The sequence below is a fragment of the uncultured Psychroserpens sp. genome, assembly GCF_947494225.1.
GTDB lineage: Bacteria > Bacteroidota > Bacteroidia > Flavobacteriales > Flavobacteriaceae > Psychroserpens.
Window position 1 is genome coordinate 656,257 of record NZ_CANLUG010000002.1, and the last position, 15,315, is coordinate 671,571.

The 15,315-nt window shown below is 34.8% G+C and carries 13 protein-coding genes; 5 read left to right on the top strand and 8 right to left on the bottom strand.

Annotated features, from left to right (window positions below; all coding sequences use genetic code 11):
- The first annotated feature begins 3 nt into the window (after positions 1-3).
- The 3 genes from Q0893_RS06985 to Q0893_RS06995 are packed head-to-tail and all read left to right on the top strand — an operon-like array spanning position 4 to position 3,327.
- Positions 4-1,479, top strand: a complete 1,476-nt coding sequence (locus Q0893_RS06985) for a RagB/SusD family nutrient uptake outer membrane protein (RefSeq protein WP_298900311.1) — start codon at positions 4-6, stop codon at positions 1,477-1,479.
- A gap of 19 nt (positions 1,480-1,498) precedes the next feature.
- Complete coding sequence (locus Q0893_RS06990; protein ID WP_299273801.1) at positions 1,499-2,341, top strand: hypothetical protein; 843 nt, start codon at positions 1,499-1,501, stop codon at positions 2,339-2,341.
- Between the two features lie 11 nt (positions 2,342-2,352).
- Positions 2,353-3,327, top strand: a complete 975-nt coding sequence (locus Q0893_RS06995) for a hypothetical protein (protein ID WP_299273805.1) — start codon at positions 2,353-2,355, stop codon at positions 3,325-3,327.
- 448 nt (positions 3,328-3,775) lie between these two features.
- On the opposite strand, the gene Q0893_RS07000 is transcribed toward Q0893_RS06995, so the two are convergent.
- The 8 genes from Q0893_RS07000 to Q0893_RS07035 all read right to left on the bottom strand — a co-directional run bounded on the left by Q0893_RS07000 (position 3,776) and on the right by Q0893_RS07035 (position 11,341).
- On the bottom strand, positions 3,776-4,705 hold the full coding sequence (locus Q0893_RS07000; RefSeq protein WP_299273809.1) for a dihydrofolate reductase: 930 nt from the start codon (positions 4,703-4,705) through the stop codon (positions 3,776-3,778).
- 115 nt (positions 4,706-4,820) lie between these two features.
- Entirely contained in the window at positions 4,821-5,366 is a 546-nt protein-coding gene (locus Q0893_RS07005; protein WP_299273812.1) for an energy transducer TonB, read from the bottom strand.
- A 25-nt stretch (positions 5,367-5,391) separates the two neighbouring features.
- Positions 5,392-6,216 carry a thymidylate synthase gene (locus tag Q0893_RS07010; RefSeq protein ID WP_298900306.1) on the bottom strand — a complete coding sequence of 275 codons (825 nt, stop codon included), beginning with the start codon at positions 6,214-6,216 and terminating at the stop codon, positions 5,392-5,394.
- Between the two features lie 152 nt (positions 6,217-6,368).
- Complete coding sequence (locus Q0893_RS07015) at positions 6,369-8,114, bottom strand: nucleoside transporter C-terminal domain-containing protein (RefSeq protein WP_299273816.1); 1,746 nt, start codon at positions 8,112-8,114, stop codon at positions 6,369-6,371.
- A 10-nt stretch (positions 8,115-8,124) separates the two neighbouring features.
- Positions 8,125-8,733, bottom strand: a complete 609-nt coding sequence (locus Q0893_RS07020; RefSeq protein WP_298900304.1) for a bifunctional nuclease family protein — start codon at positions 8,731-8,733, stop codon at positions 8,125-8,127.
- Positions 8,734-8,848: 115 nt separating this feature from the next.
- Positions 8,849-9,811, bottom strand: a complete 963-nt coding sequence (locus Q0893_RS07025) for an electron transfer flavoprotein subunit alpha/FixB family protein (RefSeq protein WP_298900303.1) — start codon at positions 9,809-9,811, stop codon at positions 8,849-8,851.
- A 21-nt stretch (positions 9,812-9,832) separates the two neighbouring features.
- Complete coding sequence (locus Q0893_RS07030) at positions 9,833-10,579, bottom strand: electron transfer flavoprotein subunit beta/FixA family protein (protein WP_298900302.1); 747 nt, start codon at positions 10,577-10,579, stop codon at positions 9,833-9,835.
- A gap of 27 nt (positions 10,580-10,606) precedes the next feature.
- The gene (locus Q0893_RS07035; RefSeq protein ID WP_299273821.1) at positions 10,607-11,341 is read right to left on the bottom strand and encodes a hypothetical protein; all 735 of its coding nucleotides are present in this window, start codon (positions 11,339-11,341) and stop codon (positions 10,607-10,609) included.
- A 329-nt stretch (positions 11,342-11,670) separates the two neighbouring features.
- Between Q0893_RS07035 and Q0893_RS07040 the strand changes: the two genes are divergently transcribed.
- Positions 11,671-12,648 carry a pyruvate dehydrogenase complex E1 component subunit beta gene (locus tag Q0893_RS07040; protein ID WP_298900300.1) on the top strand — a complete coding sequence of 326 codons (978 nt, stop codon included), beginning with the start codon at positions 11,671-11,673 and terminating at the stop codon, positions 12,646-12,648.
- Positions 12,649-12,803: 155 nt separating this feature from the next.
- Positions 12,804-15,314, top strand: a complete 2,511-nt coding sequence (locus tag Q0893_RS07045; protein ID WP_298900299.1) for a DUF5686 and carboxypeptidase-like regulatory domain-containing protein — start codon at positions 12,804-12,806, stop codon at positions 15,312-15,314.
- Position 15,315: the final 1 nt, after the last annotated feature.

Consider the following 15,315-nt stretch of genomic DNA (forward strand, 5'->3'; position numbering starts at 1 on the left):
AATATGAAAAAATATATATTAAAAACACTAGGCATTGCAGCCATATTTATGATTGCTGTTTCCTGCGAAGATGCAACTGATGTTGTACAAGAAGGAGAGCTTAATGAAGAAGTTGCCTTTCAAACTGTAGCAGATTTGCAAACAGGATTAAATGGTGCTTATGCTGCATATGGGCCTGATTTTGGCGGAAATGGTACAGGAGATGCCCTTTATGCCAACGCTATTTTGTCTGACAATTTAAAGGCTGGTCAAGCGAGTAACGGACAAGGTGCTCAAGCGTATGCTTACATTGTGAATTTCGCTGGTGGTACACCTTCTAGCGCAATATGGGCAAACCGTTATGCTACAATCAACCGCGTTAACCGTGTGTTGAGAGCGATGGGAAATTTAACTTTCACCACACAAAGTGACATTAATGAAGCAAACCATATTAAAGGACAATTATTAGGATTACGTGCTTTAGCACATTTCGACTTGTTCGAGTACTATACTGTAGATTATCAAGATCCTAATTCGTTAGCCATTATTAATGTTGATTTTGTACCAGCAACATCAGACGCTTTTGAAAGAAACACCGTGGCTGAAACGGTTGCATTTATTAATGCAGACTTAGCAGAAGCTAATACTTTGTTAGACCCAAGTAACATTACAGCAGCTACACCAATCTTTATCAATAGAGATTTTGTAAAAGCATTGCAAGTTAAACTTGCTGTAAATGTAGGTGACTTTGGAGCTCAGACGATGACTTTAACAAACCAGTTATTAAATGATTACCCATTGGCTAATCAAATTCAATATTCATCAATGTACTTAGGTGCAGATAATACTGAAGTTATTTTTAAACTAGCTAGAGTAAACGGAGATAACGGTGTTGGTGGATTATTTTACTTTAACCAAGTAATGCCAAATGATGCCTTTTTAGAAATTTCTAATCAACTTTTAAATGAGTTGTCGGCACTTCCTAATGACATCAGACGTAGCGTTAACTTAGCACCTGTTAGTACAATTATTGGATTAGACGATCCTGCAAATGAATTGTTAATCAATAAGTACCCTGGAGGTTCTGGTGGTTTACAAGTAAATGACATTATGATTGTTAGATCTTCGGAAATACAATTGATAAAAGCAGAAATCGAGGCTCGAAATGGGATGCTCGGTAATGCGGCTCAAACGGTTCAAGATTTACGTGATGCAAGAACTGGTTCTGCTTCACCTGCGCCTTCTTATGCTTCATTAAATGCGGCACTTACTGATATTTTAAGTGAAAGACGTAAAGAATTCTGTTTCGAAGGAAAACGTTTCTTAGATATTAAGCGTATAGGTTCTGAAATTGGACTTGGTGTGAACAGATTAGCTGTTGATTGTGGTACTTTCGATGCGCCTTGTGATTTAGCTGTAGGTGATTTCAGATTCACATTAGCTATTCCACAAAATGAGCTTGATGGTAATAATGCAATTACTCAAAACCCAGGATACTAACATAATCAATAATATGAACATGAAATATATTTATAAAATAACGTTTGTACTTGGTCTTTTACTAAGTATAACGTCTTGTGATGAAAATATTGATCCTATCCTTTCTAACGGTGTAGAATCAGAAAACAGAACATTTTTATCATTCGCTAATTCGACAGTTAGCTTACCTATCACTATTGATGATACTGGTAGTGTTGATCTTGTCTTAAATTCTAGTACTGTTTCAGCTACAGATAGAGTTTTCAATATTAATTTGGAAACAGAAAGTAATGCTGATCCTGCAACCTATACATTACCAAGTTCTGTGACGATTCCTGCAAATTCTTATTCAGGAGTTTTAACAGTAACTGGTGTAGATAATGGTTTAGTAGATGCTACTGTTAAGCAAATCATATTTTCTTTATCTGGCTTACCAGATAATGTAGATATTGACCTTAATAGATTCGTTATTAATGTCTTTGAAGTGTGTCCTGTACCAGAAACTTATTTGGTTGGTGACTATTTACTAACAGATGACGGTAGTGGTAATTTCTTAACAGGGAATGTAACAGTAAGCCTTGGTGGAACTCCAACAGAGCGCGTCTTTACAACAACGTTTTTACCTGGATCAGGTGTAGATACTGTGTTACCTGTAACTATTAATTTAGCTTGTAACCTTTTCAACTTGGCAGGTGATGTAGATATTTCGGTGTCTTGTACTGCTGGAAACCCTCCATTCTATATTCTATCGAGTGCAGGCAATGCTAATAATGGTACATACTCATTAATGAGTGACGTTATGCATACTATAACATATAGACAGGATCCTTTTGAATCTTGTGGACCAACATCAATACAAGGCTTTACATTAACTAAACTATAAAACAAATACACATGAAACATCTTTTTAAAATAATGTTTTTCTCTTTTGCGTTGTTATTGACTGTTTATAGTTGTGATGATAGTGAAGGTGAAAATGAAGGTAAATTTGATGCTAATCCTACAACAGGTTGGGTACAATTTGTAACCTCAGGAGCATCAAGAGATATTGCAATTGACTCTTACAATACAGATAACTTATTTGAGGTTCCTGTATTTGTAAATGTGCCAATTTCAAGCTCAGAATTAAGAATTAATTATGACTTAGTGTCTGTATCTGGACCAAATCCTAATACTGTATTTAATAATAATGGCGTTTTACTTAACCCTGCAGGAAGTTCAACATTCTTTTTCTTTTCAGATTTAGAAGCTGGAAACTTAGATGTTGCCAATGGAGGAGCTAAAGATCCATTAACTATTGAAGCATTTCCAAAAATACAGTTTGATATTGCGCAAGCTGCGAATATTACTGAAGCTATGGTTTTTGATGTTGTTTTAACATCTACAAGCTCAGCTGACGTTACAGCAGGTGTTGACGGATCTAGTCGTCCAGTATCTTATAGAATTCGTATTTGTCCATCTTTAAATTCTGCTTCAGGTAATTTTGTTGGAGATTACAATTTAACTGTAACATCTGGAGATAGTCTTTTTGGAGGACCTGTTTTTGCAGATCAAACCGTGACTATTAGCGAAGGAGCAAATGGTGCATTTAGCAGACAATTTGACGTTGCATATTTGCCTGGTGGTCCAACAAATACAATGACAGTGACGTTCTCTTTTACAAATGGACAAGTCATAATTGATAACGGACTATCTACTAATATTGGTTGTGCGTCTCTATTATTACTTGGAGGTGATCCAAGCAATATTATTGCTCAACCGTGTGATGACTCTGAAAGCCTAACGCTTAACATGCTTGATTTCCAAGGAGGTTCAGGTGGTTGTGGCGTGTCTGATATACCCTTAGTAGTAGTTTTAACTAAAGTCTAAAGTTAGATGTGAGTTAAGACTAAAGCGAGATGTCATTTTAATGATGTCTCGCTTTTTTGCGAAACTTCCATTCAATTTGAAAACTAAGGTTAGAAAATAGAATTATAAAAGCTAACACCTGTAATTATTAGCTTTTTGGTTTCGTATAAATACTAAGAGTTACAAAGTCTTAAAACGAAATATTCAGTTTGAGCCTTGCTTCTGTTAGCAAGGAATAGATCAAGCTCTTCTTTAATGTAAAGGTCTAACATTAACGAAGTTTCAGAATAAAATTCTGATTAGAATAGTTAGTTTTAAGACTTTTTGCATTGTCAACCTATTGATTATTTTGTGATGTTGTACAATAGGTACGTGTTCTTGTAAAGCTAATTATTACTTTGTGTAAAGACAGTTTGTTGACAACATTAAATAGAAATAGGAATATAATTCCCCTTATTTTATCAGATTATTAGTGTTTAACATAAGTTAAAAACGTAAAAGAAAAGTCGTGTTTGTCATCTTTTTCATGAAATTCACTGCGGGTTTCTTTCCAAATGGATAAGTCTATTTCAGGAAAGAAGGTATCTGCATTTTCGAAACTATGGTGAACACGTGTAATTTCAATTTTATCGGCCAGCGACATAGATTGTTTGTAAATTTCACCTCCACCTATAATAAATGGTTGTTCGTCATTTTTAGAAGCATCTAAAGCGTCTTCCATGTTATTCACAACAATAACACCATCGGGTGCTTTATAATTGTCTTGTCTCGTAATGACCACATGTTTACGGTTAGGTAAGGGCTTTGGGAAACTTTCAAAAGTTTTTCGACCCATAATAATATGATGGCCATTAGTAAGGGACTTGAAACGCTTAAGGTCATCACTTAAATGCCATATTAAATCATTGTCTTTACCAATGGCATCGTTCTCACCAGCGGCAACTATTATAGTGAGTTCAGATTTTTTTTTTTGATCTGGAGAGGCTGGCTTTAAAGTTTCGTTATATACCTCAGATTTTGCAATTTCGGTTTCTTCTTTTAAAAGTTGCTGTTTAAGTTTTTCAATACGTTGTTGCTGCTTTGCAACTAAGGCCTCACGCTGTTGATCTTCCCAGTCTTTACCCATAAAACTATGAGTAATGAAGACCGTCACAAAATGATATACAAATAGGGCTAACCACAATACAATAGCAATAACAAACCAATCGAGTCCAGCAATTGTAAAATCTTTGCCTATTCCTAGAACGGTATTCGCTAGAATTAAAAAGACTGCACCAATTAAGAATATTACAAAATGGACATAAACGCGTTTTTTTTGTTTGATGCGTTTTTCGGCATATTTAATTAACGCTAATTGTTCTTTATCAATTTGAGGTATAGGTTTCTTTTTTCCAAACATAAATCAAAAATTAGTAACGTAAATTTAGTCTTTTTAACTCAAATATTATGATTAAAGTATGTGGAGCTTATCACATAAAGTAAAAAAGAGCTTTCAAACTGAAAGCTCTTTTGTATTAATTTTTTTGACTTCGTCTAAGGCGTCGTCTTTCCTTTTTACTAAGTTTTTTAGAACTATTGTCAATTTGAAAAACAATAGGCAACGAATAAGGTACAATTACAGGTTTGCCTTTTTGATAACCAGGCTTATCCATGTCTGGCATTAGGCCAATGACTCTTATAGCTTCTTTTTCAAGAGCTGGGTGAGGAGCTCTTGCTTGAATATCAACAACTTTTCCTTCTTTATTAATTTTAAAAATCACATTAATTCTTACTCTACCATCTGGCAAGCCTAAATTAGTGGCGATGTCGGTATTGAAATTTACAGACACGTGCTTTACTAATTTTTTGCTCATACAATTTTTGAGATCTGCATTGGATAGTTTTTCGTTGCAACCATAATACACAGGGACATTTTCAATAACAACAAAGGCAACTTCATCGTCATTTTTATCGAGATCTTTAATAATAACGCCTTCTTTATCTTCTTGTTTAGGCCTTTCTTCTTGTGCAAAAATTAGCATACTTGTCAATGCAAATAGCACAGTGAATAGGTATTTCATCTTCATCTATAAAAAGTATTTTGTTTTAAACCGCTACAGCACCTTTAATGTGTGGATGCGGATTGTAATTCTCTAAAGTGAAATCTTCAAATTTGAAATCGAAAATATCATTTATTTCAGGGTTAAGACGCATTTGAGGCAAAGGTCTTGCATCTCTAGATAATTGCAGTTCTAATTGCTCATAATGATTGCTGTAAATGTGGGCATCACCAAAAGTGTGTATGAATTCACCAGCCTCATAACCACATACTTGAGCCATCATCATTGTAAATAAAGCATAAGAAGCAATATTGAAAGGCACACCTAAAAAGATATCTGCGCTACGTTGATAAAGTTGACAAGATAATTTTCCGTCAGCAACATAAAACTGAAAAAAGGCATGGCATGGCGGTAAAGCGGCTTTACCATTGGCAACATTGTCGCTAAATGATTGCGAAGTGTCTGGAAGTACCGATGGATTCCAAGCGGAAACCATCATACGACGACTGTTAGGGTTATGTTTTAAGGCATGAATAACGTCTTTAATTTGATCTATCTCATCGTTATTCCAGTTACGCCATTGGTGACCATATACAGGTCCTAAATCACCATTTTCGTCTGCCCATTCATTCCAAATACGAACACCATTTTCGGTAAGATATTTAATATTAGTATCACCCTTTAAGAACCATAGTAATTCATAAATGATAGATTTTAGGTGTAGTTTTTTTGTGGTAACCATTGGGAAACCTTCACTTAAGTTAAATCGCATTTGGTATCCAAAAACACTTTTGGTTCCTGTTCCTGTACGATCTCCTTTTTCGTTTCCGTGTTCTAAAACGTGCTTTACTAAGTCGTGGTATTGTTTCATATTCCTATTCTGCAAAAGCAGAAATCTCTTTTAAATTCTACGTCATTTTTCAGCAAATAAAAATAAAAATAAGGGTTGAATCTCAATGGCTTCAACCCTTTATAATATTAAAAGTTATTAACTATCCTTAGAAAGTTGGTTTGAATATAGAACTAACCTATAATCATTCCTGCAATAGTTGCAGAAATTAATGAGGCTAATGTTCCTCCAATAAGGGCTTTCATACCAAATTTAGACAATTGCTTTCTTTGGCCAGGTGCTAAAGAACCAATACCTCCAATTTGAATTCCAATAGAAGCAAAGTTGGCAAATCCACATAACATATAGGTTGCCATAATTATTGACTTTTGATATTTTAAGTGTGTTGCACTAGCTGCATCTTTTAAATCGGCCAATTGGATATACCCAATAAACTCACTCGCAGCTAATTTAATACCTAATAATTGACCCATCAATGCCATATCTTCTTTGGCAACACCAATAAGCCACATTAATGGAGCAAAGATATAGCCTAGAATAAATTCAAGGGATAAACTATTGTATCCTGTGTTATTTACAATCCAGTCATTGAGTCCTGTAAAGTAACCTATTTTATCAAAGCCGTAATTTATCATAGCAATAAATGCTACAAAAACTAATAACATCGCACCAACATTAACGGCAAGTTTTAAGCCCTCGGTTGTTCCATTTGCGATAGCTTCTAAAATATTAGAACCTATTTTTTCTTGAGAGACGTGAACATCTGTATCAATTTTTTCTGTTTGAGGGAATAAGATTTTAGAAATTACAATAGCTCCAGGCGCTGCCATAACAGAAGCGGCTAACAAATGCTTTGCATAAAATAACCTTAATGCAGGATCGTCGCCACCTAAGAATCCAATATATGCTGCAAGAACGGCGCCTGCTACAGTAGCCATACCTCCAATCATAACCAAGAGGATCTCAGATTTATTCATCTTTTCAAGGTAGGCCTTGATTAAAAGTGGGGCTTCGGTTTGACCTAGAAATATATTTCCAGCTACACTTAAACTTTCTGCGCCTGAAATCTTCAATACTTTTGATAGTAACCAGCCTAGCCCTTTTACTAATTTTTGAATAAGACCTAAATAAAATAAAACCGAAGTTAAAGCCGAAAAGAAAATAATTGTCGGTAATACTTGAAAAGCAAAGATAAATCCAAAGGTGTCCATATCAACTACTAAACCTTCGAATAAGAACTTACTACCAGCTCGGGTGAACTCTAATACTTGAACAAAAAGTCCACCAATAAACTCAAAAATAGCTTTCACAAACCCTACTTTTAAAACTCCTACGGCAATAATGAGTTGAAATGCTAATCCTAGTCCAACGGTTTTCCAATTGATAGCCTTACGATTACTACTAAATAAAAATGCAATAAAAACGAGTGTTATCATCCCTAAGGCACCACGCCATAAACTATTCATGGAAAACCCTTGACTCGGGATAATATCGGTGGTATTAGCCGTAGTTAAAGGTGTTGTTTCTGATGTGCTACTATCGGCTGATGCAACAATGTCGTTAGTTTTGGCAGCTTTAAATTTATAGATAGTTTCCTTTTCTGAAAATACTAAAGTAGAATCGGTAAGTTCAGAAATCTTATATCTTCTTATGGTGTCGGTTGGCTTAGAATAGTAAAAAACCAATAGGTTGTTTTGGTATAAATAATCGCCTTCAGCTTCTAAATTATCTTTTGCATTTAAAGTGTAATTAAATTCACCTGCCTTTAAATTTAAAATATCTGCCGAAGTGATATTATATAAAGAAGAGCCATCTTCAGATTGAATCGCGTCGAATTCCCATTTTTTTTCTAAGTCTTGACTAAAGCCTGTTGTAATTCCAAAAAAAATAGCTGCAACAGCTAGTAAAAAATGTCTCATGTGAAAGGGATTAACGTTTGGAAATTTCATCTCGAATTTTAGCGGCTTTTTCATAATCTTCGTTATTAACTGCTTCATCGAGGAGTGTATGTAATTCTTGAAGCGACTTATCCATATAATTATCTTGTATGCTTGCTTCAATTTCTTCGACCACCATATCATCAACCAAAATAGAATCTTGATCTTCGGTTTCTTTTTTAGGGTTGACCTTTAGGTAAATTCCGGCTTTATCTAAAATGTTTTTGTATGTAAATATTGGTGCCTTAAATCGTAAAGCCAATGCAATAGCGTCACTTGTTCTGGCATCAATAATTTCTTCAATCTTATCGCGTTCACAAATTAAGCTAGAGTAGAAGACACCGTCAACCAATTTATGGATGATAACTTGTTTAACTACAATGTCAAAGCGGTCTGCAAAATTTTTAAATAAGTCATGAGTTAACGGTCTAGGAGGTCTTATTTCTTTTTCTAGGGCAATGGCTATTGATTGTGCTTCAAAAGCGCCAATGACTATAGGTAATTTACGATCACCATCAACTTCATTAAGAATTAAAGCATACGCACCATTTTGGGTTTGGCTGTATGAAATTCCTTTTATGTTTAATCTCACTAAACTCATAATTTCTAAAACACAAAGAACCGTTTTAATTAGGACTTTACAAACTGCAAAATGCAGATTTATATATAAAGAACCAAATCAAAACAGCCCTTTTCCAACTACAATTTAAAAAAAATTATGCGTTTTGGGCTTTAAAAGCTTTTAATTTTTCAATGAGTGTTGGTACAACTTCAAAGGCGTCACCTACAACCCCGTAATCTGCAGCTTTAAAGAAAGGTGCTTCTGGGTCTGTATTGATAACTACTTTTACTTTAGATGAGTTTATACCAGCTAAATGCTGAATAGCTCCTGAGATACCAATAGCAATGTATAAGTTAGATGCCACAGGTTTTCCTGTTTGACCAACGTGTTCACTATGAGGTCTCCATCCTAAATCTGATACAGGCTTCGAACAGGCTGTTGCAGCTCCTAATACTTCTGCTAATTCTTCAACCATTCCCCAATTTTCAGGACCTTTCAATCCACGACCACCAGACACAACAATTTCTGCATCTGCAATTGTTACTTTATCGGTTGCCTTATCTACAGATTGTACTGTAACTCCAGACGTTGGTATAGAAGGAGAAAAATCTTCCGAAGTTGCATTTCCGCTAGTTTCAACTAGGCCGAATGCATTTTTAGAAACACCAACAACTTTCACATCGGTATCAATAGATGTTAGGTTGAATGCTTTGTTTGTAAATGCTGTGCGTTTTACTGTAAAAGGTGCTGTGTTTGATGGTGTTTCAACCACGTTTGAGGCATAACCTGCTTCCAAACTAACAGCCACTAAAGGTGCTAAATATTTACTATCTGCACTCGAACTTAACACAACAACTTTAGATCCTTCTTGTTTAGCAGCTTGCTCAAGAGCAGCAGCATAGGCATTAGCATTGAATTTGTCTAAATCACTGTTGTTAATCGTTAGTACTTTGTCTACACCATAAGCTCCTAATTCTGAAGCGTCTCCAGCGTTAACCGCTACTGCCGTTACAGTAGTGCCTAGTTGGTCTGCAACTGCTTTGGCATAAGAAGCAACTTCAAAAGCTACTTTTTTAAATTTTCCTTGTTCTGATTCTGTATATACTAAAACTGACATGTTTTTTTCTTTTAAGGTTGATTAAATGACTTTCGCTTCATTGTGAAGTAAGCTCACTAATTGATCGATATTATCTGCATCTACTAAAGTTACTGCACCTTTAGGAGCAGGCTTTTCAAATTGAACCGAATTCGTCTCAGAAGAGGCGTTTGTTGGTTCTACTACAGATAACGGTTTTTGACGAGCCATCATAATTCCTCTCATATTTGGAATTCGAAGATCACTTTCTTCAACCAATCCTTTTTGACCTCCAATAACCAATGGTAAACTTGTGGTTACCGTTTCTTTTCCTCCATCTATCTCTCTCACAGCAGTAGCATTAGAGCCATCAACGTCTAAGCTAATACAGTTGGTTACATAGTTGGCTTTAGTTAAAGCAGCCAACATTCCTGGAACCATTCCTCCGTTATAATCAATAGATTCACGTCCAGCAATAACAAGATCATAAGCACCTTCATTCACTACACTGGCTAACTCCTTTGCCACCTGAAAACCGTCCTTAGCTGCAGTGTTTACACGTATAGCCGCATCTGCTCCAATAGCTAATGCCTTACGAAGCGTTGGTTCTGTTTCAGGGCCACCAACATTAACAACAGTAACGTTAGCACCTTGCTTTTCTTTAAACCACATAGCACGCGTTAATCCAAACTCGTCATTTGGATTAATCACAAATTGAACACCAGTAGTGTCGAATTTTGTGTCTCCTTCGGTGAAGTTAATCTTTGAAGTCGTATCAGGAACGTGACTAATACATACTAATATTTTCATATCGAATTATTTATTTTGAGTGTATATTTATTTTAATTTTTTTGCTTTTTTAATAATCTTAGGAAGACGTTTGTTTAAGTCCTTCATAAGTCGTTCAAGTGCGCTTTCACACATTGGTAATATTTTTTTTGTGCTCATTACAGGAATTCCTTTAACCATTACAGACGTTTTTTTCGAATTAGCACCTTCGTTGATTACGAAAAGTTTTTTTCCTGATTTGTCATACATTGTAATTCTTGCATTAGCTCTCATTTTTACCGTTGCAGTTCCGCCAATTCCAAAACCTTTAGTAAGGTCAAAATGTATTTCAACGAACATAACACCATTGGCTTTATCGCTAAACATCTTTGCCGTTGCTACCTCATTGTCTTTACCAGCAAAACCATCATAGATGTATTTATAACCAGGATAAACAACATAACGCTTGAGTTCTTCAGCGTCTTTTTCATATTTTGGTTTGAAATCTATATAGGCCTGATTTTTCGTAACCTCGTCTTCTGGAAGTAATTCAAAAGGAAACTTCTTTGCGTAGGTGTCAAAAAACTCTGTATGAAACTGTTCTAAAATTGGTGTTAAATCAAAATCTGGATTATCTCTTAATTTTAATACACTTGCTAAAAGTTCTTCACCTCCTGCATCGAGTTCACTAAAACCGATAATTTTATCTGTATAAAAGCTTACTACAGCTACTTTTTTGTCTTGAGCGAATCCTTTGAATGCTATACATAAAGTCACACAAAGTACTATTAAAATTTTTTTCATATTGAAGTTTGTTTTTGATGTTAATTTTTAGAGGTTACGAAGATAATTATAATAATTTGAATTTTACTATGCGTGCATAATAAAATTCATGAAAAATTTGATTATAAGAAGTTTGATTGTCAAATTATCAGAAATTAGCTTGAAAAGTACTAATAATTCAATTTTTTGGGAATCAAATGTATTGGAGTTTGATGAATTTTAATTGTAAAACGTTGAAATTGTGTAAAAATGAGAACTTACAGGAGATTGTTTCTAGTTTTCGGCCTCATTTTTATATTATTTTATTAGCAATAATTATTACTTTTGCTATTCGTTTAAAAAACTGATAGATGAAGACAATTCAATTTAGAGAAGCGATTGCCGAAGCCATGAGCGAAGAGATGCGTAGAGATGAGAGCATTTATTTAATGGGTGAGGAGGTTGCAGAATATAATGGAGCGTATAAAGCTTCAAAAGGAATGTTAGATGAATTTGGACCTAAACGTGTGATTGATACGCCAATTGCTGAGCTGGGTTTTGCAGGTATTGCCATAGGGTCTACAATGACTGGGAATCGTCCCATTGTAGAATATATGACATTCAACTTCTCTTTAGTTGGTATTGATCAAATTATAAATAATGCGGCAAAAATAAGACAAATGTCAGGTGGGCAGTTTAAATGCCCAATTGTATTTCGTGGGCCAACAGCATCGGCTGGACAGCTAGCAGCCACGCACTCTCAAGCATTTGAGAGTTGGTTTGCAAATACACCTGGTTTAAAAGTTATTGTACCTTCAAATCCTTATGATGCAAAAGGTTTACTAAAATCTGCTATTCGTGATGATGACCCTGTGATTTTTATGGAAAGCGAACAGATGTATGGTGATAAAGGTGAAGTACCTGAAGGCGAATATACAATCCCATTAGGTGTTGCCGAAATTAAACGAGAAGGTACAGATGTCACTATAGTATCTTTTGGTAAAATTATTAAAGAAGCCTATAAAGCGGCAGATGAATTAGAAAAAGATGGCATTTCTTGTGAGATTATCGACTTACGAACAGTGCGCCCAATGGATAGAAAAGCCATTTTAGAATCGGTTAAGAAAACAAATCGATTGGTTGTACTTGAAGAAGCATGGCCTTTTGGAAATGTTGCCACAGAAATCACATACCTAGTGCAATCTGAAGCATTTGATTATTTAGATGCTCCAGTTGTAAAAATAAACACTGCTGATACACCAGCACCATACTCTCCTGTATTACTTGCAGAATGGTTGCCTAATAGCGAAGATGTAGTTAAAGCAGTTAAAAAAGTGATGTACAAATAAATAAATCGCAATTATTTGCGTTTTAAAAACTTCATTAGCACGATTGTTGATGAAGTTTTTTAATTAAATGGCCAATACGGCATTTGAATTGCAATACCGGTTTCGACTAAGAAGAATAATATCTGAATACTCGTAGGTTGCAAATATTAAAATTGATGAAACAAAAGCTCCTTATTTTATTTTTATTCTTTGGAATAACTACGGCTTTCTCACAAACTAAAGTGAGTGGTTATGTGTACGACGAAAATAACGAACCTATTGCCTTTGCAAATGTATTATTTAAAGGCTCTACCGAAGGTACCATTACTAATGAAGATGGTAGATTTTATTTAGAGTCTGAAAACACTTGGCAAACCGTAATTGTTTCTTTTCTGGGTTATGAACTTAAAGAGTTTAATTTAGAACAGAAAGTTAACTACGACTTAAGATTTATTTTAAAAGAAGAGGCTGCCGCTCTTAATGAAGTGGTCATAGTTACTGGGAAACAGTCAAAAAAAGCATCTGAAAATCCAGCCATTAGAATTTTAAAGAAAATTTGGGAACGGAAACGACAAAATGGATTGCGACAATTTAAACAATACCAGTATGATAAATACGAGAAAGTAGAGTTTGATATCAATACAATTGATAGTGCTTTAATTAAAAGTAGATTATTTAGAGGTATGGAATTTGTCTTTGATAAAGTAGATACTTCTAGCGTAACGGGTAAAACTTACTTGCCAATGTTTATTAATGAAGCCGTAAGTAAAGTATATGGCGATAATCTACTGAAAAAAGAAAAAGAAGAACTAAAAGGTAATAAGAATTCTGGATTTAGTAATAATCAGGTGATTATTGATTTTGTAGATGATTTATATGCCGATTTCAATATTTATGACAACTATCTTAAATTTTTTGATAAGAGTTTCGTAAGTCCGTTGTCACGAACAGGAATCCAAACATATAATTATGTACTATCTGATAGTGCATTTATTGATAACAAGTGGTGTTACAACATTATTTATTATCCTAGACGTAAAAACGAACTAACCTTTAAAGGTGATTTTTGGGTAAATGATTCGACTTATGCTATTAAGGATATCAATTTACAAGCATCAAAGAGTGCAAACATTAACTGGGTTAAAGAAATTTATATAGAACAGGAATTTGAAGTCCTAAACGACACGCTGTTTTTAATTAAGCGTGATTATATGCTTTCTGATTTTGCCTTGAGTAAAAAAGAAAAATCTCGAGGTGTCTACGGAAAAAGAACGACCTTATATGATAACTATGTTTTTGATGAGGTTCAGGACGAAAAATTTTATGACGAAGAGGTTTATAATTATAATGAAGATGCCTATAATCGTGATGATGAGTTTTGGGAAAAAAACCGAATGGAATCGCTAAATAAGGACGAGAAAGGTGTTTATAAAATGCTAGATACCCTTAAAACCGTCAAAAAATTCAAGCGCCTTTACAATTTAGGAAGTATTTTGGCTTCAGGCTATATTGAGGTGCCAAGCCTTAGTCTTGATATCGGACCCGTATTTTCGGTATTTGGATATAATGAGGTTGAAGGCGTTCGTATACGTGGAGGAGGACGTACTTACTTTGGACCTAATGATTTATGGAGAGTAGAAGGGTTTTTAGCCTATGGATTTAGAGATGACAAGTTTAAATATGGAATCTCAGGAAAGTGGCTTATTGATAAGAAAAACAGATTAATCATATCTGGAGGAAATAGGAGAGATGTAGAACAAATAGGAGCAAATCTCACATCATCAACCGATGTTTTAGGACGAAGCTTAGCCTCTTCTGCCGTAGTTGGAACAAGTACTAATGATAAGTTGACTAATGTGAATTTAACAACATTAGCATTAGAGATTGAACCTAGTAAGAATTTCGTAATTAGAACGAGTGGTACCTACAGAACATTAGAGTCTGCTTCTCCTACATTTAGTCTAGATTATAACGACCCAGAATCTCCAACAGGAATTTCGTCTGAGGTAAAGCAGTTTGAAACAGCCTTATCATTATCGTATTTTCCAAATCGAAAAATGACAGGTTATGGTGTAGAGCGTAGAAATGCCAATGATGGTTTTGCAACCTTATTTGCTCAAGTGACCCGAGGTGATAAGAGTTGGTTTAATAGTGATTTCGATTATACCAAGGTTCAATTTTCATATATTCAACCATGGCAAGTTGGTGGTTTTGGACGATTGACAACCACAATCGAAGCGGGTAAAACTTTTGGTGAAGTGCCGTTAGGATTGCTTAGTGTAGTGCCAGGAAATCAGTCGTACTTTTCAATATATAATACATTTCCACAGTTAGATTTCTATGAGTTTGTTACAGATACATACACGTCACTGCATTTGGAACATAATTTTAATGGACGCATATTCTCTAGAATTCCATTCTTAAAAAAATATAATTTAAGAGCTATAATTGGTCTTAGAGGTGTTTGGGGAGATTTGTCTGACGAAAACATTGCATTGAATACAACAGGAAACCCTGTTGAAACACCTTTGGTTGCTCCTAGTGAAGATATATACTATGAATACAGTTTTGGTGTCGGTAATATCTTTAAAATATTGCGAATCGATTTTAACTTTAGAGGAAACTACCTAACCAACCCAGATGCCCGATCTTTTGGTGTGACTGGAAGTTTTGGATTTAGCTTTTAGA

What these genes read in the sequence shown, in the direction of transcription:
- Q0893_RS06985 (WP_298900311.1), top strand. Translation starts at nt 4, where the DNA reads ATGAAAAAATATATATTAAAAACACTAGGCATTGCAGCCATATTTATG.
- Q0893_RS06990 (WP_299273801.1), top strand. Translation starts at nt 1,499, where the DNA reads ATGAAATATATTTATAAAATAACGTTTGTACTTGGTCTTTTACTAAGT.
- Q0893_RS06995 (WP_299273805.1), top strand. Translation starts at nt 2,353, where the DNA reads ATGAAACATCTTTTTAAAATAATGTTTTTCTCTTTTGCGTTGTTATTG.
- Q0893_RS07000 (WP_299273809.1), bottom strand. Translation starts at nt 4,705, where the DNA reads ATGTTTGGAAAAAAGAAACCTATACCTCAAATTGATAAAGAACAATTA.
- Q0893_RS07005 (WP_299273812.1), bottom strand. Translation starts at nt 5,366, where the DNA reads ATGAAATACCTATTCACTGTGCTATTTGCATTGACAAGTATGCTAATT.
- Q0893_RS07010 (WP_298900306.1), bottom strand. Translation starts at nt 6,216, where the DNA reads ATGAAACAATACCACGACTTAGTAAAGCACGTTTTAGAACACGGAAAC.
- Q0893_RS07015 (WP_299273816.1), bottom strand. Translation starts at nt 8,114, where the DNA reads ATGAGACATTTTTTACTAGCTGTTGCAGCTATTTTTTTTGGAATTACA.
- Q0893_RS07020 (WP_298900304.1), bottom strand. Translation starts at nt 8,733, where the DNA reads ATGAGTTTAGTGAGATTAAACATAAAAGGAATTTCATACAGCCAAACC.
- Q0893_RS07025 (WP_298900303.1), bottom strand. Translation starts at nt 9,811, where the DNA reads ATGTCAGTTTTAGTATATACAGAATCAGAACAAGGAAAATTTAAAAAA.
- Q0893_RS07030 (WP_298900302.1), bottom strand. Translation starts at nt 10,579, where the DNA reads ATGAAAATATTAGTATGTATTAGTCACGTTCCTGATACGACTTCAAAG.
- Q0893_RS07035 (WP_299273821.1), bottom strand. Translation starts at nt 11,341, where the DNA reads ATGAAAAAAATTTTAATAGTACTTTGTGTGACTTTATGTATAGCATTC.
- Q0893_RS07040 (WP_298900300.1), top strand. Translation starts at nt 11,671, where the DNA reads ATGAAGACAATTCAATTTAGAGAAGCGATTGCCGAAGCCATGAGCGAA.
- Q0893_RS07045 (WP_298900299.1), top strand. Translation starts at nt 12,804, where the DNA reads ATGAAACAAAAGCTCCTTATTTTATTTTTATTCTTTGGAATAACTACG.